At 69.7% G+C, this 18,332-nt stretch carries 14 protein-coding genes; 7 read left to right on the top strand and 7 right to left on the bottom strand.

Annotation, left to right across the window (positions count from 1 at the left end; genetic code table 11):
- Positions 1-41 precede the first annotated feature (41 nt).
- Entirely contained in the window at positions 42-872 is an 831-nt protein-coding gene (locus ACQEU8_RS20015; RefSeq protein ID WP_433102943.1) for a class I SAM-dependent methyltransferase, read from the bottom strand.
- Positions 873-1,253: 381 nt separating this feature from the next.
- Between ACQEU8_RS20015 and ACQEU8_RS20010 the strand changes: the two genes are divergently transcribed.
- Complete coding sequence (locus ACQEU8_RS20010) at positions 1,254-1,556, top strand: hypothetical protein (protein WP_433102941.1); 303 nt, start codon at positions 1,254-1,256, stop codon at positions 1,554-1,556.
- A gap of 255 nt (positions 1,557-1,811) precedes the next feature.
- On the opposite strand, the gene ACQEU8_RS20005 is transcribed toward ACQEU8_RS20010, so the two are convergent.
- The gene (locus tag ACQEU8_RS20005; RefSeq protein ID WP_433102939.1) at positions 1,812-5,195 is read right to left on the bottom strand and encodes an AfsR/SARP family transcriptional regulator; all 3,384 of its coding nucleotides are present in this window, start codon (positions 5,193-5,195) and stop codon (positions 1,812-1,814) included.
- A 120-nt stretch (positions 5,196-5,315) separates the two neighbouring features.
- Here ACQEU8_RS20005 and ACQEU8_RS20000 point away from each other — a divergent pair, with 120 nt between their 5' ends.
- Positions 5,316-6,911, top strand: a complete 1,596-nt coding sequence (locus tag ACQEU8_RS20000; RefSeq protein WP_433102937.1) for an MFS transporter — start codon at positions 5,316-5,318, stop codon at positions 6,909-6,911.
- A gap of 145 nt (positions 6,912-7,056) precedes the next feature.
- Here ACQEU8_RS20000 and ACQEU8_RS19995 read toward each other — a convergent pair whose 3' ends face one another.
- On the bottom strand, positions 7,057-7,470 hold the full coding sequence (locus tag ACQEU8_RS19995; RefSeq protein WP_433102935.1) for a cytidine deaminase family protein: 414 nt from the start codon (positions 7,468-7,470) through the stop codon (positions 7,057-7,059).
- A 249-nt stretch (positions 7,471-7,719) separates the two neighbouring features.
- Here ACQEU8_RS19995 and ACQEU8_RS19990 point away from each other — a divergent pair, with 249 nt between their 5' ends.
- The 5 genes from ACQEU8_RS19990 (at position 7,720) to ACQEU8_RS19970 (ending at position 14,586) form a co-directional block, all read left to right on the top strand.
- Positions 7,720-9,294, top strand: a complete 1,575-nt coding sequence (locus ACQEU8_RS19990; RefSeq protein WP_433102933.1) for a serine/threonine-protein kinase — start codon at positions 7,720-7,722, stop codon at positions 9,292-9,294.
- 1,157 nt (positions 9,295-10,451) lie between these two features.
- The gene (locus tag ACQEU8_RS19985; protein WP_433102931.1) at positions 10,452-11,255 is read left to right on the top strand and encodes a hypothetical protein; all 804 of its coding nucleotides are present in this window, start codon (positions 10,452-10,454) and stop codon (positions 11,253-11,255) included.
- Between the two features lie 323 nt (positions 11,256-11,578).
- On the top strand, positions 11,579-12,607 hold the full coding sequence (locus ACQEU8_RS19980) for an MBL fold metallo-hydrolase (RefSeq protein WP_433102929.1): 1,029 nt from the start codon (positions 11,579-11,581) through the stop codon (positions 12,605-12,607).
- Between the two features lie 181 nt (positions 12,608-12,788).
- The gene (locus ACQEU8_RS19975) at positions 12,789-13,643 is read left to right on the top strand and encodes an aminoglycoside adenylyltransferase domain-containing protein (RefSeq protein WP_433102927.1); all 855 of its coding nucleotides are present in this window, start codon (positions 12,789-12,791) and stop codon (positions 13,641-13,643) included.
- A 235-nt stretch (positions 13,644-13,878) separates the two neighbouring features.
- Positions 13,879-14,586 carry a class I SAM-dependent methyltransferase gene (locus tag ACQEU8_RS19970; RefSeq protein WP_433102925.1) on the top strand — a complete coding sequence of 236 codons (708 nt, stop codon included), beginning with the start codon at positions 13,879-13,881 and terminating at the stop codon, positions 14,584-14,586.
- Positions 14,587-14,748: 162 nt separating this feature from the next.
- Here ACQEU8_RS19970 and ACQEU8_RS19965 read toward each other — a convergent pair whose 3' ends face one another.
- The 4 genes from ACQEU8_RS19965 to ACQEU8_RS19950 form a co-directional block, all read right to left on the bottom strand.
- On the bottom strand, positions 14,749-15,216 hold the full coding sequence (locus ACQEU8_RS19965; RefSeq protein ID WP_433108592.1) for a SecDF P1 head subdomain-containing protein: 468 nt from the start codon (positions 15,214-15,216) through the stop codon (positions 14,749-14,751).
- A 175-nt stretch (positions 15,217-15,391) separates the two neighbouring features.
- Complete coding sequence (locus tag ACQEU8_RS19960; protein WP_433108590.1) at positions 15,392-16,216, bottom strand: serine/threonine-protein kinase; 825 nt, start codon at positions 16,214-16,216, stop codon at positions 15,392-15,394.
- Positions 16,217-16,538: 322 nt separating this feature from the next.
- The gene (locus ACQEU8_RS19955; RefSeq protein ID WP_433102923.1) at positions 16,539-16,661 is read right to left on the bottom strand and encodes a hypothetical protein; all 123 of its coding nucleotides are present in this window, start codon (positions 16,659-16,661) and stop codon (positions 16,539-16,541) included.
- Positions 16,662-16,770: 109 nt separating this feature from the next.
- Entirely contained in the window at positions 16,771-18,243 is a 1,473-nt protein-coding gene (locus ACQEU8_RS19950; RefSeq protein ID WP_433102921.1) for an MFS transporter, read from the bottom strand.
- Positions 18,244-18,332: the final 89 nt, after the last annotated feature.

Below are 18,332 nucleotides of genomic sequence, written 5' to 3'. Positions count from 1 at the left end.
TCATGGCAGCCTGCCGTGCCGCAGCGCGATCAGCGCAGCGATCAGCCCAGCCGCAGCAGGTTGAGCCGGTAGTCCTCGACCTGCGGCAGTTGCTGCTGCGTCATGTTGGCGATCATCTCCTGGTACTGCGCCGGCAGCTTGTCGCGTATCTCGGCAGGCATGGTGGTGAACGTGTGCGAGGCGAGCAGGCGGTTGCCCGGGTGCCATTCCTCCAGCACGCGCGGGTCCGGGCAGTTCCAGCGCAGCTTCGCCTCCACCTTGCTGAGGGCGTCATGGCTGTCCTGGGTGTCCACCATGCCGGGGCCCGTGGTGTCGAGGGCGAGCAGCGCACCGGGGAAGCGCTCGGCGAGCATGCCGATCGCACGCCGTACGTCCTCCTCGGGCAGGTAGCCGAGCACCGCTTCCGCAGCGAGGAAGTAGGGGCCGCCCTGGGCCTGCGGGGCAGCCGTCCAGTCGTCGTCCAGTACCGAGGCGGCGAGCATCCGGCGGCGCGGGGAGTCGGTGAAGAATGTGCGGCGCAGCTCGATGACGTCCGGCAGATCGAGTTCGAACCAGTGGGCGCGGCCGTTGTCCGTGCGCTCATAACGGGTGTTGAGCCCGGTGCCGATTTCCACCACCGTTGCGTCAGGGTTCTCGGCGAGGAACGTGCGGACCCAGTGGTCGAAGAGGTTCGTACGCATCACCGTGCCGGCCAGGCTCGGTCCGCCGTCGAACCGCGAGAAGTCGTAGTCGATCGCCTCCACCATCGCCTCGGCCGCCGGGTCGCGCAGCACTGCCTCGCCCTCGGGCTTACGGCTCTCCACGGCGCGGCCGTAGAGCGGGATCATCAGCGTCTCCTGGGCTACACCCAGGCGTACGGTTTGTCCGGCCATGGCTCCGGTGTCCTCTCTTCGGGCAGTGAGACGGGTAGTCGGAAGCCTACGCCTTAATGGTTGTCGTTTTCATTAGTTCTTCGGAGGCGATCAAGGCTGACGCCGGGGAGCGGCGAGAGGTCGTGCCGTGCGCGATGGTCGGTCACTGAGGGCCCGGCTGGGTGCGGGTCCGTCGGGGGGTGAGCTCCGCTCGGCTCGGCCTGGCTCGGCGGCAATGGATTTGGATTTCATTTTCTGTATTTCCTTTCCATTTGTTGCACTTTGGGACGCGCTGCTCCGCGAAATCCACGCTGCGAAACGAAACCGGAGTACTTTGCCTGTGGGGCATTTACCTCCCGCTGTGGGAAATTCCTGCACGGATCTTGGGAGAGGAATAGGGAAATGGCGACAGCAGCCGAGCACAAGGTTCACTCGGACCACCCGCATCACCACGGCGAGGGGTGTGGCCACGTGGCCGTGCCGCACGCGGACCATGTCGATTACGTCCACGACGGGCATCTCCACGTCGTCCATGACGACCACACCGACGAGTGCGAGGCCGCGGACCACCGGCAGCACGCCGAGCACGCCCATCAGCACGGACCCGGGTGCGGGCACGTGGCTGTTCCGCACGCGGACCACGTCGACTACGTCCATGATGGGCACCGTCATGCCGAACACAACGGCCATTGGGACGAGCACTGATCGGAGTTTCTCGGAGACTTTTGAAGTCGTTTCTTTCGGTGCCGTGAGGTCGTCGAGGCGCGCACGGTACTGACCGATGTGAGGGGCAACGCCGCCGCCCAGTTCGACCGCAACTACGCCTGCGGCAAAGGCAATTGCGACGGCACACGAAGGTCGGCCAGCGGCGGCTTCCTCGGCTTTGCATGCGGCTGTTCCGTGTTCCCCGAGGCCGTTGTCCGGCGATGCGTCATTGCCCGCCAGACAGGCGTGGGGCGGTCAGCCGGCTTGTCGGGCAGCGGCTGCGGCGCCGTCGGCGTGGGCGGTGGCGAAGGTTTCGGTGCCGAGGGCTGCCAGGGCGGCGGCGGTGATCCGGTCCACATCGCCGCGCTCTGCCGACGGCAGCGGCACCCCGACAGATGCGCGGAGCGCGGCAGCGCGGCCCAGCAGCCGGGCGGCCTCCGTCGGGTGGCCGGCCGCGGTGTGCGCGCCCGCCAGCCCTTCCAGTGCCAGCGCGACCGCCCGCGGGTCCCCGCTCAGTTCGGCCGCCTCCTTCCCCTCCTGGTGCAGCGCCATCGCGGCATCGGCGTCGCCGCGCAGCTCGGCGACGAAGCCCAGCTCGGCGAGGATCAGGGCCACCCCCGCGTGAGCCTCGGCCTCACGGTCGACGTTCAGCCAGCGGCGGAGAAAGCGCTCGCAGTCGTCGTATCTGCCCTGGCGGCGGGCGCTGAGCGCCAAGCCGATCTCCGCGTACTGTTCACCGGCCGGGTGGGCCTGCTCGACGGCCATCCGTCTCCCGCGCTCGTGCAGCGCGTCCGCCTCGGCGTAATCGCCCCGCAGCAGGGCCACCCGGCCCAGAGCGGAGAGCTGTTCGGACAGCTGGGCCCATAGCCCGAGCTCCTCGGCGACTTCTACGGAGATCCGGCGCAGCCGGGCCGCCTCGTCGTAGTCACCGGTGATCTCCGCGGCGGAGCCCAGCGCCTCGGCGGCCTGGAGCTGTCCCCAGCGGTCACCGAGCTCGGTGAACAGCTCCAGGCTCTCCCGTCCGGCGGCGACCGAGGCCGCCAGGTCTGCCCGCTCCTGGGCGTTGAAGGAACGGGAGCAGAGCGCGGCGGCCGTACCCCAGCGGTCGCCGGCCGCCCGGAAGGCATCCAGCGCGGCGTCGACCTGTCGGTCCCTGGCCTCGTGGTCGCCCATGCCCCACTGGGTGAATGCCAGGAACCACTGTGCCCAGGCCAGACTGCGGGTGGGCTGTGCCAGCCGGGCGTACCGGGCCAGTGCCTCCCGGCTCTTCGCCAACAGCGAGGTCTCATGGTCGAAGATGATCGCCATCCCGGCCCGCCAGACGGCCGCCTCGGCCCGGATCGGCTCGGGCGCTTCGGCGCCCAGACCGAGGGCGAGATCGGACAGGCGATGCGCCTCCCGGAAGCGGCCGCGCAGATACCAGTACCAGGCCAGTGAATTGGCCAGCCGCAGCGCGTGGGGCGCCGCGCCGTCCTGCACCGCGGTGTGGAAGGCGCGGCGCAGATTGGCCGACTCCCTGTCCAGCCGTTCCAGCGTCTCGTGCTGGCCGGGCCCGTACAGCGCCGGTTCGGCGAGTTCGGCGAAGGCCAGATAGTGCTCCCGGTGTGCCTGCCGTATCCGGTCGGCCTCGCCGTCACCGGCCGATGCCAACTGCTCGGCGGCGTACGCCCCGACGGATTCCAGCATTCGGTAGCGGGGGCCGTCCGGCCCCTCGGTCATGACCACCTGGGAGCGGTCCACCAGCCGGGCCAGCAGCTCCGGCACTCGGTCCCGTGGCACCGCGCCACCGGAGCAGACGGCCTCCACGGCCTCCAGGGTGGCGCCGTCGGCGTGGGCGGAGAGCCGGCGCAGCAGTGCCCGCTCGGGCTCGGTGCACAGCTCCCAGCTCCACTCGATCATCGCGCGCAGCGTCTGCTGTCGCTGCGGGACGCCCCGGCGGCCGCCCGCCAGCAGGCTGAACCGGTCGTCGAGCCGGCAGCTCAGGGTGTGCAGCCCCAGCGCCCGGACGCGGGTGGCGGCCAGCTCCAGGGCGAGCGGAATCCCGTCCAGGCGGCGGCAGATGGTGTCCACCGCCTCGGCGTGTGCCTCGTCGATCACCAGGCCCGGCGCTGATGCGGCGGCGCGAGTGGTGAACAGCTCGACGGCGTCGGAGTGTTCCAGCGGCGGGACGGTCCATATCGTCTCACCCTCGACGCCCAGCGGTTCCTGACTGGTCGCCAGGACGGTGAGCCCGGGGACGGCCCGCAGCCACCGGGTGACGGCCTCGGCGACGACGTCGATCAGGTGCTCGCAGTTGTCGAGCACCAGGGTCATGGTCCGCCCGCGCAGCGCGAGCGTCAGCGGATCCTGGCCGGGGCTGGTGTTACGGGGCAAGGGCCGGAAGGCCGGGTCCTCCCGGATGTCGAGGACGGCGGTCACCGTTTCGGCCAGCTGACAGGCCGGGTCCGAGACATGGCGGCTGAGCGCGGCGAGCTCCACCAACCAGACGCCGTCGGGCCGACTGTCCAGCAGCCGGTGTGCGGTCTCCACGGCCAGCCGGGTCTTGCCCACCCCGCCGGGCCCGGTGAGCGTCACCAGACGGCCGGCGCCGAACAACTCGCCGATCTCCCGGACCGCCTCCTCCCGGCCGACCAGCCCGGAGACGGGCGCGGGCAGATTGCTGCGGTGCGCCCTGTCACGGATCCCGGAGTCGGACCACGGCGGCCGGGCGGCGTACGGCGCATGCGTCGGCGGGGTCGACAACGGAGACGTATGCGAGTGCGGGGACGGCAACGGAAGCGCGTACGGCTGCGGTGTCGACAACGGAGATGCATACGTCGGCGACGTCGACAACGGAGACTCATACGGCGACGGCGACGGCGACGGCGCCGGAGGCGCCTGCGGTGCGGCGTCCAGGGCCGGGTCCTGCGTCAGCATCGCCTGGTGCAGGGCGGCGAGTTCCGGGCCCGGGTCGACGCCCAACTCCTCAGCCAGCCGTGCCCGCAGCTCGGCGTATCCCGCAAGTGCCTCCCCCTGCCGCCCGGCGCGGTACAGCGCCCGCAGTTGGAGGGCTCGCAGCCGTTCGCGCAGTGGGTGCCGGCCGACGACCTCGGCGAGCTCATCGGCAAGTTCCCGGTGCTCGCCCAGCGCCAGCCGGGCCTCGGCGCGGTCCTCGATCGCCGTCAGGCGCTGCTCCTCCAGCCGGTCGGCCGTGGCGCGGGCGAAGGGCTCATCGGCCACCTCCGCGTAGGCCCGGCCCCGCCACAGGCCGAGGGCCTCGTCCAGCACCTTCGCCCGCGGCGCGGGGTCGGTCATCGCACGGGCGCGGGCCAGCAGTTGAGTGAACAGACCGGCGTCCGCCTCGTCCGGGCTCATCCGCAACTGGTAGCCGGCCGGGCCGTGGGTCAGCAGCTGTCGGGCGCCGGGGCGGGCGGTGTCGAGGGCGCGGCGCAGCTGGGAGACCTTGGTCTGAAGGCTGTTGGACGGACTGCGCGGTGGGTGCACGCCCCAGAGCGCGTCGATGAGCCGGTCGGTGGAAACGGCCTGTCCCTCGGCGGCCAGCAGCGCGGACAGCAGGGTGCGGACCTTGGCCTCGGGGACGGTGACGGGATGCCCCTGAACAGACCAGACCCGTAGCGGACCCAACACACCGAACTGCATGCCCACACGGTAACCGCCGGGGCACACCGCCTCCGAAGCATTTCGTGCGTGAACCGTGCGTGGACCAGAAGGGGGTCTCGGCAGGCTGGCGGCCGTATCGATTTCCACGGGAGGACTGTTATGACTGCCCACACCGCCATCGGGCGGCGGGCCGGCCGCCGGGAGTGGACCGGGCTCGCCGTGCTGGCGCTGCCGACCCTGCTGCTGGCCCTCGACGTCAGCGTGCTGCATCTGGCGGCACCGCATTTGAGCGCCGATCTGAATCCGACCAGTACCCAACTGCTGTGGATCCTGGACATCTACGGTTTCATGATCGCGGGGTTTCTCGTCACCATGGGCACCCTGGGCGACCGGATCGGGCGGCGCAGGCTGCTGCTGATCGGTGCGACCGCCTTCGGCGCCGCCTCGGTGGTCGCCGCGTACTCCACCAGCGCGGAGATGCTGATCGCCACCAGAGCGCTGCTCGGCATAGCCGGGGCCACCCTGATGCCCTCCACGCTGGCCCTGATCAGCAACATGTTCTCCGACGCCCGGCAGCGGGCCACGGCTGTCGGGGTCTGGATGATGAGCTTCATGTCGGGGGTGGCGCTCGGCCCGGTGATCGGCGGGATGCTGCTGGAGAACTTCTGGTGGGGCTCGGTCTTTCTGCTGGGCGTACCCGTGATGCTTCTGCTGCTGGTCACCGCGCCCTTCCTGCTCCCCGAGTACCGGGATGCGCACGCCGGCCGGCTGGACCTGGTCAGCGTCGGCCTGTCGCTGGCCGCGGCCATCCCGGTGATCTACGGGATGAAGGAACTCGCCAAGGAGGGCTTGGAGCCGCTGCCCGTGGCCGCCCTGGTGGCCGGTGCCGCGTTCGGGCTGCTGTTCGTACGGCGGCAGCGCACCCTGACCGCGCCGCTGCTCGATCTGCGGCTGTTCACCGACCGGACGTTCACCTCGGCATTGACGGTCATGCTCGTCGGGGTCGCAACCTCGGGTGGAGTGATGCTGCTCTTCATCCAGTACTTGCAGATGGTGCGCGGCTACTCGCCGATCGTCGCCGGGCTCTGGATGCTGCCCGCCACCGGAGCGATGGTGCTGGGCTCGATGTTCGCCCCGGTGCTGGCGCGGCGCGTCCCGCCGGGACAGCTGGTGGCCGGTGGCCTGGTGCTGACGACCCTGGGTTATCTGGCGCTGGCCCTGGCGGGCGGCTCCGGAGGCTTCGCCTTCGCGGTGGTCGGGGTGAGCTTCGGCTTCCTCGGGCTGGCGCCGACGATGGTGCTCGGCACCGATCTGGTGCTGGGCTCCGCGCCGCCGGCCAAGGCAGGCTCCGCGTCCTCGATGTCCGAGACCGCCGGCGAGTTGGGCATGGCCCTCGGCGTCGCACTCCTCGGCACCGTCGGCGCCTCCGTGTACCGCGCCCGGATGGGCGGCGTCGCCCCGGCAGACGTACCCGATGAGGCGGCAGCGCTCGCCGAGGACAGCCTGCCGGGGGCGCTGACCGTGGCGGGCGAGCTTCCCAGGGAGGTGGCCGCGCCGCTGCTGGAGAGCGCCCGTGACGCATTCACCAGCGGCATGTCGCTGGTCGCGCTGCTCGCAGCGGCAGTGGCCGGGGCGCTGAGCGGGCTGGCCTTGGTGACCTTGCGTCGGGTGCGGCCGCTGGGGGAGGCGGAGGGCGGGAGTGAGCAGGAGCCGCAGCCGCAGCCGCAGCCGCAGTCGGCAGTTGAGGTGAGTTGAGGGTGAGGTGAGTGGCGGGTCTGAGGGGGGAACTCACCGGCATCTGAGGGGCGGACGGGACGGCGTGGCGCTCGTAACTCCGCCCATCTGCCACCGACGTCCCGTCCCTTCCGGCCCGTCCCTCGACCTGCGCGGCTGCGGGGAGTTATTCGGTGTCGAGCTGGTGGTCGGCCCAGACGTAGCTTTCGGGCAGCAAGTCGTTGATGGGGACGGTTCGGACGCGGTCGGCTTCGCCGACGATGACCTTGATGGCGGGGAAGTAGTCGAGAAGGACCTGACGGCACCGGCCGCACGGCGGGGTGACACCCCGGTCGCCGTCGCCCACGGCGACGATCGTGTCCAGCTCGTAGGCGCCCTGCGCGGCAGCCGCGCCGATCAGGACCAGCTCGGCGCAGGGGCCTCCGGTGAAGTGGAAGGCGTTCATCGCTGTGACGATCCGGCCGTCCTGGGCGCGGGCCGCGGCTGCCATGGTGTGGCTGTCGCCCCGGGAGCGGGTGCGCGCGACGTGGGCCGCGGCCTGGATGAGTTCATGGTCGACGGGGTGGGTCTGGGTGGTCATCGTCTCTGCCTTCATCGGGGTATCAGGCGACGTTGGCCCGAGCGACGAAGCCGGGCAAGCGAATTTCGGCGGTGTGCCCTCGGGCCAGTCCAACGGTTTGTCCTGTGGCTTGTCGCGAATCCGTGAAGTTGATGCATGGAATCGATGGAGGGGCTGCATGAAAGGGTCTATTCCTGGAGCAAGTGGCTCTAGCCTCCTTGCGGGGTTGATGGTGTATTGGGTCCTCGTAATCGATGGTGGGGGGCTTGGGTGGATCCTCTGCAGCCCAGCGACCCATGGCGCGTCGGTAAGTACCGGCTGGTGGGGCGGCTTGGCGAAGGTGGCATGGGGCAGGTGTTCTTCGGCCGTTCTCCCGGGGGGCGTCCTGTCGCGGTGAAGCTGATCCGGTACGAATACGCTCACCGTGAGCGATTCCGCGTGCGATTCGCCCGAGAGGTCGAGGCCGCCCGCAGGGTCGGGGGATTCCATACCGCATTGGTCATCGACGCCGATCCCGACGCCGATCCACCGTGGATGGTCACCGCCTATATCCCCGGCCCTTCCTTGCACGGTGCCGTCACCGAACACGGTCCGCTCGACACGCGGGCCGTACGCGCCCTGGGTGCCGGACTCGCCGAGGGGTTGGCCGCCATTCACGCGTGTGGGCTGGTGCATCGAGATCTCAAACCCGGCAACGTGATTCTGGCCGCCGACGGTCCCAGAATCATCGACTTCGGTATTGCCGGCACGCAGGACGCCGGTAAGTTGACGGCAACCGGCGCTGTCCTGGGGACCTACGCCTACATGTCCCCGGAGCAGGTCAACGGTCATCCGCCCGAAGCCGCCGGCGATGTGTTCTCCCTCGGCGCGGTCCTGGGCTTTGCAGCCACTGGGCGCAGCCCCTTCGACGGCGAGACAACTGCCGCCATCCTTCGTCGAATCACCAGCGAACCACCCGACCTACGCGATATCGCTGTGGGGCACGAGTGTCGCGACCTGATCGCCGCTTGCCTGGAAAAGGACCCCGCCGCGCGGCCTTCGGTCGCTGACGTTCTCGACCGGCTGGCCGGCCCCTGGCCGAGCGCCGACTGGCTTCCGCCCGCCGTCATGGCCATGATTGCTGCCAGGGAGTCCGAGTCCACCGGTGCCTTGGCGGCGGAGCCCGGGGAATCGGATCAGCGGCTGCACGGGCAGACCACGGTGGACCCGACCGACCCCACCGGCTCTGCCGACCCGGACGACTCCGCTTCCGACTCCGCCTCCCAACGCAGGATTCCGCGCCGTGCCGTCCTGCTCGGCGGGCTCGTGGCAGCGCTCGTTGCCACCGTGGCCGGAGTGATGTTCCTTGTGCTCCCGGAATCCGCCGAGCCGTCGGCGCCCGGCGGGCGCATCGTCACCGACGACGGCCGCGCATTCGGACCCGGCGGATGGAGCCAGTTCGCTGTGAAGGTCGATCCGGACAACTCCGGCGTGCGGCTGACACGCCGCCTCGATTCCAGTGTCTCCGAGCAGAGTGCATCGATCTCCGTAAACGGCACAAAGGCCGGTTGGTGGATGCCTATTCGGGACAGAGCTCTCACCATCTGGGTGGATCAGACCGTCGAGTTGCCGAGGTCATCCACCGAGGGCAGGAGAACGCTCATCATCAGGAACACGTTTGAATCGTCGACAAAAGACTTCAACGAGTTCACCTACTTCGTCGATCACAAGGTCGACGGCGAATGGCGCCGCGCCGACGTCGTCGACATCGGCCCCGGTCACCTCGCCGACGAAAGGGCGCACAACTACCGTATTAAGAAGAAGACATGGGAGGGCACGCGGGCGTTCAGTTATCGGCGTACGTGACTGGGGCTCCGCGATCGTCCGATCGCATCTGCCCTGCGAAGAGAGCCCGCACCAGGGAGGTTCCGGAGGCCTGCCTGGTGCGGGTCAGGGACTTCAACTGGCCAACGCCGTTGCCGGGGGAGGCGGTCGCGGTCGGCCGAGGCCGGCGAGGGCGGACAGGTGCTTGTTTTGCCGATGTACGGGGACGAGTTCGCCGCACCGCAGGCGGCTCAGTGGCTGCGGGTCTGGTGGATGGACAGAGCACCGGTGTGGAGCTGCCCGCAGCAGCGTTGCTGATCGTCGACGTCGAGGAACTGACCGACCTCGGGCGGGTCGTCGCACACGGGGCGGTGTCGCCGGGCCTGACGACGCCACGGTCGTCCCGGCGCGGGTGCGCTGATCGAGGTACCGGCGGCCACGGCACGCGAGCTGGTGGACGCCGACGTATCGGGCGCGGCCGGTATCGGCGATCGCGGTGAGCCGTCGAAGGCGGCGCGGTCGGCGTTCTCGCTACTCCGGTTGCAGTGGCACGCGAAGCCGCTGCGGGGGGCCAGCTGGTCCGTACGGCGGTGTCGACCGGGGCGCTGGAACTCGGGCCTTGGCGGTCCGCGCCGTTGCCCGCGCCCGGGTGGCCGGGGAAGCGGCCGCCCAGGCCCGGCGACCCCGCAGCGCTACCCACGACGGGGCTCCCGGCCCGAATACGACCGGGCCGGCCCCTGTCGGCGGCCTTGCAGCCAGGGCCTGGCGAGGCGGCGACGTCAGCGAGGCGGCGTCCGTGCCACGCGCGGAGCCGACGTACCAGGGCGAGGGCCGTGTCAGTGCAGGGGAGGCGTGACACCGGAAGGGCGCCCGGCCGGGCCGTGCCGTGACGAGGGACTGGGCGGCGCCCGCGCGGAGTGGATTAGCGCGCGACCCGGATGTCCGGGTGTGGCGCACCGATTGCCGCGTGCCAGCGCCGGCGGAGGCCCCTCACGCGATGCCGCCCTTCGACGGATCGCCGGGACCATGGCGGGCGGCACCGGGACATCGTGACCCGGCTGCTGTGCCCGGAGGGCTGTCCGGCCCAGTCGTTGGCGCTCACGATAATGGGATGCCGGTACACGGCGGAACGGCGCTGGACTGATCTCCGGGAGGCGGCCGGCGTGCTTTCGAGCGTCTTGTACGGGGAGGCAGAGCCGATGACACTGTCGCCGCCACGGCCACCGAGCAAGGTCAACCTGCTGCCGAAGGATTACGGAAGCCTGTCTCGCGGCATTCCGCCCGCGCAGCCCGGCACGCTGTTCGTCATGGGCGTCAACGGCGGTATGAGCATGGCTCCCGATGCCGCTTTCCCTCTCGTGTTCGGCCGCAACGAACCCGAGGTGCATGTCTGTGTCGCGCCGGACGACCCGCGCGTCAGCCGCAGGCACGGCTACATCACGCGCGAGCACTCGCGATGGGTGCTGAACAACAGCGGACGCCTGCCCATCCGGCTCCCCGGGGCCCGCCTGGTGCTGGGCGGCGACCGGGTCGAGCTCCCGTCCGGATTCACCCCACTGTTCATCGTCGGCCCGAAACGGGAGCACCTGCTCGAGGTGCGCATCGCCACGCCAACGCCCGACCCCAAAGATGACGGTGTGCGCGAGGCCGCCACGCACGACGGCGAGGTGTGGGATCTGACCGCGACCGAGAAGCTGGTCCTGGTCTGCCTCGCCCAGCGCTATCTGCGCAACGACCCCCAACCGCAGCCGCTCACCTGGGCCGAAGTCGCGGCCGAACTGACGGATCTGCGCCCGGCGGAATCATGGACCGGGAAGCGGGCGGCACGCGTCGTCGCCGTCGTACGGACAAGGCTCAGCTGCACGGTGCCCGGACTGATGGAAGACGAAATCCCCCAGCCCGTCGGCAACGCACTCAACCACAACCTGATCACCGAACTCCTCGTGACCACAACCCTCGTCAAATCCGACCTGGCCCTCCTGGAGGGCGACGAACCTCACTGACCCCCGGCACTCGCCCGCCGGGCGCCCCGATGCTGCGGCCCGACAACAGATGGACGCTGACCAGGAAGAGAGCAACCGCGCCTGCTCCACGAGCGTCGGCAACATCGGGTCGAGGCACTAGGGAACCGACGGACGCCCACGCACACTCTGATCTTTGTGGGCCTGGTCAACTATGCGACTGAGTAGTGGCATTGGGCGGACGGCGACCGGTACGGGGGCTCTCGTCATGGGCGCCGACCACGCGATCCACGGGCCGCGAGAGCGGGCCTGAAAGTTGCTGAACGTTTCTGAAATCGAGCCATTCGCATCACGAGGAGAACACCATGACGCGTCCGCCCCGCCACGAGGGACCGGGCAGACCTCTCTCCAGGCGCCGCTTCGGCCGACTCGCCGCCGTCGCCCTCGCGGCCGGAGCCGGCTCGCTCCCCGTCGCCTCGGCGACGGCCGCCACTCCGGGCAGGCAGGCGTACTACGACCGTGCCCGTCGGCTGGCCGGCGACGACCCGGTGCTGCTCGCCCTCGTGCGGGCGCTGACCCCCGACACCCAATTTCCCCGGCCGCCCGCGCCGGAACCGCTGAGGATCTTCGACAACCTCGCGATGCTGAGCGCGGGTTGGGTCTCCGCCATGGCCGTACTGACCGACGACGGGATCGTGCTGATCGACGCGCTCACGTCCGCACAGGAGGCCGAAAGCATCATCGTCCCCGGGCTGCGCAGGCTGGGAGCCGATCCGGAGACGATCAAGTACGTTGTCATCACGCACGGCCACGATGACCACTACGGCGGTGCCCGGTACATCGCCGACCGCTACGGATCCCGCGTGCTGATGTCACCGACCGACTGGGACCTCGTCGCCCGCACCGACCCGGACGGCGCCCCTGCTCGGGACATGGACATCGAAGACGGGCAGCAGCTCACGCTCGGCGGCACGAGAATCCAGTTCCACCACACCCCGGGCCACACCCCCGGCACCATCTCCCCGATCTTCCCAGTACAGAACGGGCACCAGCGCCATACGGCCATGCTGTGGGGCGGCTTGAACCCGCCTGCCGCACCCGCCGAACTGCGCACCTATCTGACCTCTATCCGCTCTTTCCGGGATCGGATGCGGCAGGCGAAGGTGGACGTGGAGCTGTCCAACCACCCCAACGACTACGGTCTCCAACGCGCCGAGCAGCTGCGCAACGACCCCGACGGACCGAACCCCTTCGTGCTCGGCCGCCCCCGGACCCAGCGGTACATGAAGGTGATGGACCTGATGCTGCACGGCAGGCTCGCCGACGCCGAGGCGTCAGCCGCAGCCGGCAGCACACCGCGTGCGCACGCTGCCGCAGGACAGGCGTGCTGCTGATCGCCCTCCGGGCCCGGTGACCGCCGGGCCCGCCGCACCCGGCCCGGGTTCCGCCGATGACGGACGGGACGGCGAGCCCGGGCCGGACCCGCGTGCCGTAGTCGCGCCGGGCCGTGAACACGTCCTCATGGGAGGGCTGGACCCACTCGTATCGCAGTAGCCGAACGGTAAGTTGGAGGCCGTGTTGACCGACGATCTTCCCGCAGAGGTCCGCCGGACAGTGAACATGTTCCTGGCCACTGTCGACGAGCTGACACCGGGGTTGGTCACCGGCTTCTACCTGGTCGGCTCGGTGGCGTTGAACGACTTCCATCCCGGTGGTGGCCGGGGGCGGCTCAGCACGGCGAGCGACATCGACTTCATCGCGGTGACCGACCAGCGACTCCGGGACGACTCGCAGGAGGTGGCGGCGCTTGCGGAGGCGCACGCCCGCACCGTCGCCCGCTTTCCCCGGCCGCACCTCGACGGTGCGTTCCTCACCTGGAGCGACCTTGCGGCCGGGCCGGACGGTTGCCCGGACGTTCCCTGCGCGCAGGAGAGCCGGTTCATACCGGCTGGTCGGTCCGGCATCAACGCGGTGACCTTTTGCGAGCTGGCCTGGTACGGCATCGCGGTGCGCGGGCCCCGGCCGGCCGAGGCGGGCGTATGGGCCGAGCAGGCTGCCCTGCGGGCCTTCACGGCCGACAACCTCAGCTTCTACTGGAGGCCTTGGTGGCAGCGGAAACGACAGCCGAGCCCCTTGGGGCTCGCCATCGGGCTCACCCGGTGGTTCCCGGTGTGGGCGGTCCTCGGCGTGAGCCGGTTGCACTACACGCTCGCCACCGGAGACATGACCTCCAAGTGCGGCGCCGGCCGGTACGCGCTTGAAGCGTTCGACCCGGCTCGGCGTCCCATCATCGAAGAGAGCCTGTACTTGCGCACCGGCGGCGCAGAGGGCCGCCGGCACTACCGCAACCCACTCGCCCGCCGCCACGATGCCCTTGCTTTCCTGGACGCCACCATTGACTCCGCGCTTGCGCTGGATGCTGCGGCTTGACCATGGGGTGAGCGCGCCGTGCCGCTAGGCGGTGTCCGGCGCGTTTTGCTCGGTCCCTCTCCGCTGTTCCGCTATGGGGGTGTCCGTTCCCGACGCTTGCGGGCTGCGGGTTTGTTGTGGCTGGTCGCGCCGTTCCCCGCGCCCCTGACAGGGCGCGGCTCCCCTGCGAAGCTTGCGTTCGACAACAGTGCGCGTGCCGGACACGCCCGGCGTCAGTCGAGAGGTGGTCAGCACGATGAAGACCGATGAACGTCGCGCGCGCATCCGTGAGGTACACCGTCGACTCGTTCAGGAGGGGCCGCCGTGGACTCGGGATCGCGAGGCGGACTTCGATACGGTCACGGTGCCCGAGCGCGATTGCGACCAGCTGCGGGACCTGTTGGTGGCCGAGGGTGCGCAGACGGTTGTCGAGGTGGGTCTCGCCTACGCCAGTTCCGCGCTGGCGATCGGTGAGGCGCTGGTCGCGGTCAACGCACCGCGTCCCCGGCACGTCATCATCGACCCGTTCCAGGAACGTGACTGGTCCAATGCCGGCTGGGACCTGCTGCGCCGCGCGGGCCTGGACACGATCGCCTCGCTCATGCTCGCTCCTTCATCGATCGCGCTTCCGCAACTGCTCACCGAAGGTCTCGTCGCTGACGCGGCATTCGTGGACGGCAGTCACCGCTTCCACGAGGTCTTCGTCGACCTCTACTTCCTACGCAAGATCGTCCGGCCCGGCGGTCTGATCGTCATCGACGACACCTGGGCACCATCAGTGCGGACCGCCGTGCACTACTACGAGCGGAACCTGGGCTGGACGGTGATTCCCGACGCCTTCCCCAGCGAGGATTCGACGGCAGCTGCCGCCGATTCCCCGACCGAACCAGCGACTCGCTGCAAAGCCATTCGCCTGCCCAACCCCTCATTCGAGCCCTCCTTCGAGGATTTCCACGCATTCTGAGAGGGGCGCAGATTGCCCAAGCGCAGCAGGAACACGCGCCCCGAAGGGGCGCGGGGAACTGCGCGAGCAACCACAACCCACCCGCAGCCCGCAAGCCCCGGACAGGGGCACCCCCTAACCGGAACAACCGAGAGGGCCCAAGCAAGAAGGCGCCGAAAACCCCTAGCGGGCCCCCAGTTCCTTGGCCAACGCCTTCGCGGAGTCCTCCGTGAAGTTGCCAGTGATCTGCACCTGGCCCCCGGTGATGGATCCCGTGACGGCGGGGGCGCTGATGAGGCGGTCGCCCAGGACGATGGCGACCTGGTTCCGCGGGGACTGGCGTTGGGCCGCCCGCCCGGTGAGGGCCGCGAACCGTTTCGCGTCCTGGTCCTGGAACGACGCCTGGATCATCCAGCCCGAAGTCTCGCCGAACTCGGTGCGCACCTGCCGGAGTTGCTTGACGCTCATGCGCTCCTCGGCATCGGTGGAGATCCTGTAGCAGCTCTTCAGGTCCTGGGAGTAGAAGGTGGGCGGCGGCAGCTTGTTGGTGCACTCGCCGGAAGCGCTCTGTTCCACCAGGGCCAGCCGCAGGTCCTGCTGTACCTCCCCGGGCGCGGGGGTGTCGCCGTCCCGCTGGAGTAGTAGGTACATGACACCGCCTCCGGCGAGGAGTCCGGCCAGGGCGATGCCGAGCCACAGTCCGGAGCGGCGCGGTGCAGGCTGTCGCGGTATCGAGCTGGGCAAGTGGCGGGTGCGGGCGGCGGTGGGCCGCATGCGGGCGGTGACCGCCTCGGGGTCGATACGCCGCTGGGCCGCATCGGCCTCCTCAGCACGCCGTCTTCGGTGCTGCTCGATAGCGGCGGACCAGCCGCGCGGGAGCCAGTCGGTGGCGCCGCGTGCTTGCGGGTGCTCGGCGAGAACGGTGCTGACCTGCGCCAACAGATCGTGTGTGGTGGGACGTCGGGCGGGGTCCAGGGCGAGGCAGGGGCGGATCAGGGCGTCCAGGTCGGTGGGCAGGTCGTGCAGGTCGAGGTCGCCCTCGGCCGCCCGGACCAGTTGCTCGATCGTGCTGCCCTGGGCCCATGTCGCGGTACGGGCTACGGCCCGTGACCAGGTAGAACAGCGTGGCGCCCAGCGAGAAGACATCGGACGCGGTGGTGGTCGGCTCGCCTCGGGCCTGTTCGGGTGCGATGAAGGCGACGGTGCCGAGAGCGGTCTTTGTACGGGTGACGTCGGCGGCCTGGGAGATCCCGAAGTCGATCACGCGGGGGCCGTCCTCGGGCAGCAGCACGTTCGAGGGCTTGACGTCGCGGTGGACCAGTCCGGCGGTGTGGATGCTCACCAGGGCCTCGGCCATTCCGGCCGCGATCCAGTACAGCGCGGTGGGTGGCAACGGGCCTTGAGACGCGACCAGTTCGCGCAGTGACGGAGCCGGGATGTACTCGGTGGCCATCCAGGGAACGGGGGCGTCGGCGTCCGCATCCACCACGCCGGCGGTGAACAGACCGCGCACGCGCTGGGCCAGGGCCACCTCCCGGGCGAAGCGGCGGCGGTCCGGCTCCGAGATGGTGCCGCCGTCGGACGTGGCCAGGAGGATCTTCACGGCGACGGTGCGGCCACCCGGGGAACGGGCCAAATAAACGCGGCCCATGCCACCACTGGCCAGCTCCGTCAGTACGGTGTACGGGCCGATCTGCTCACCGGGGCGTGCGGCCCCCGTCCAACTCGCCTGCACCGTGTGCCTCCCCCATCCACCCCGGCCGGCCGCCGCGGTCACGTCAAGCACGGTTCAGATTAGACGACTCATCCCGTGTTTCCGTGCGCTCGCGCAGCGCCTCGCCCGGAAGTCGTTCGCCGACTGTTCCGGGGCTGACGCCGCCGCGCGCTGTCTCGGCGTCACCCCGGATTCCGGATGGCTGCTCCACCACCGGAAGTTCAGCGCAGGGTGAGCGGGGTCTCCCAGACGACGCGGGTCAGCTTTCGGGGTCGCGGACGTAGTAGAGACCGGTGATACGGGCGTCCTCGACATGGACCGCCATGACACCGTCGATCTCCTCGTCCAGATGTACGAGGAGTGCCGGGCTGCCGTTGACCATGGTGGGGACGACGGTGATCGGCGTTGGTTCTCGGCGAGACCACCGATCATGAAAGCGCTCGCGCCCCGACCCAGTGGGCCGGGGCGGAGCAGGCGGTGGGCGAGCCGGATCAGACCACGGCCGCGTCGGTTTCGGTACGGGCCAGAGCGCGAGCTTCCTCGTCCGTGCTGACCGAGGGCGGTGAGCCCGGCAGCGGCTGCTGCGCGGTCTCCTTCATGAAGGCCACGGCGATGATGCCGAGGACGGCAGCGCCCGAGGCGTAGTAGGCCGGGGCCAACTTGTCGCCGGTGCTGTCGACCAGATACGCCATCACCATCGGTGCCGTACCGCCGAAGAGGGAGGTGGACACGTTGTAGCCGACGGACAGCGAGCCGTACCGCACTTCCGTGGGGAAGAGCGCGGGCAGCGTCGCCGACATGGTGCCCAGCAGACACACCAGAGGGGCGCCCAGCAACAGCAGTCCGACGATCACCGCCGCGAAGCTGCCCTGCTGGAAGAGGACGAAGACGGGGATCGTCAGCACGGCGAAGCCCCCCATGCCGGCCATCAGCAGCGGCTTGCGGCCGAAGCGGTCGGCGAGGTTCCCCACCCGCTGGATCACCACTGCCATCGCCACCATGGCGATGATCGCCGCGACCAGCTCCATCGAGTGCTTGTAGTCGAGGGCGTCGGTCAGATACGCGGGCATGTACGACAGGAGCATGTAGTCGGTGATGTTGTAGGCCGCGACCAGGGCGATGCACAGGAGCAGCATGGGCCACTGCTCGGTGAAGATCGCCGTGAACTTCTTCCGCGGCATGTCCTCCGACAGCTTGGGCCCGCCCGCCGCGTCGGTGCCCGCCTCGGCCGACTGCGCCTGCTGCTGCTGGAAGGCCGGGGTCTCGTCCAGCTTCGTCCGCAGGTACAGCCCGACAACTCCGATCGGTCCGCCGATCAGGAACGGAATCCGCCAGCCCCAGGCCAGCATCTGCTCGTCGCCCAGCACGGTGTTGAGCACGAGGACCAGACCGGCGGCGCCGGTGTAGCCGATCAGGGTGCCCAGTTCCAGGAAGCTGCCGAAGTAGCCACGCCGCTTGTCCGGCGCGTACTCGGCGATGAAGGTGGCCGCGCCGCCGTACTCGCCGCCCGTGGAGAAGCCCTGAACCATGCGGCAGAGCAGCAACAGGACGGGAGCGGCGATCCCGATCGAGTCGTAGGAGGGGATCAGACCGATACAGAAGGTGCCTGCCGCCATCAGCACCATGGTCAGCGCCAGCACTTGCTTTCGGCCGAGACGGTCGCCGAGCGGTCCGAAGACCATCCCGCCCAGCGGCCGGATCAGGAAGGACGCGGCGAAGGCCGTGAAGGAGGCCAGGAGCTGTGTGCCGCCGTCCCCGGGGAAGAAGACCTTTCCGATAGTGACCGCGAGATACGCGTAGATCCCGAAGTCGAACCATTCCATGGCGTTGCCGACAGCGGCGGCCCTCGTAGCCCGCTTGACTGTCGCCTCGTCCGTGACAGTGATGTCGCTATGGCGGACGTCAGAGTTCCGCTTGTGCGCAGCCGGGTCGTCGCCGTGCGGCTGCTGAACCTCGTTGTTCATTTCTCATGCGTATCACCAGCCCCACCACTCACATGTGGCCTCTCCAGGTCATCCATCTGGTCCTCCACAAGCCATCGCAAGATCACCGC

Origin of the sequence: Streptomyces sp. CA-250714 (assembly GCF_050936705.1) — a bacterium.
In the GTDB taxonomy this organism is placed as follows: domain Bacteria; phylum Actinomycetota; class Actinomycetes; order Streptomycetales; family Streptomycetaceae; genus Streptomyces.
The sequence above is the reverse complement of the archived record's forward strand: the minus strand, read 5'-3'. Positions and strand labels throughout refer to the sequence as shown.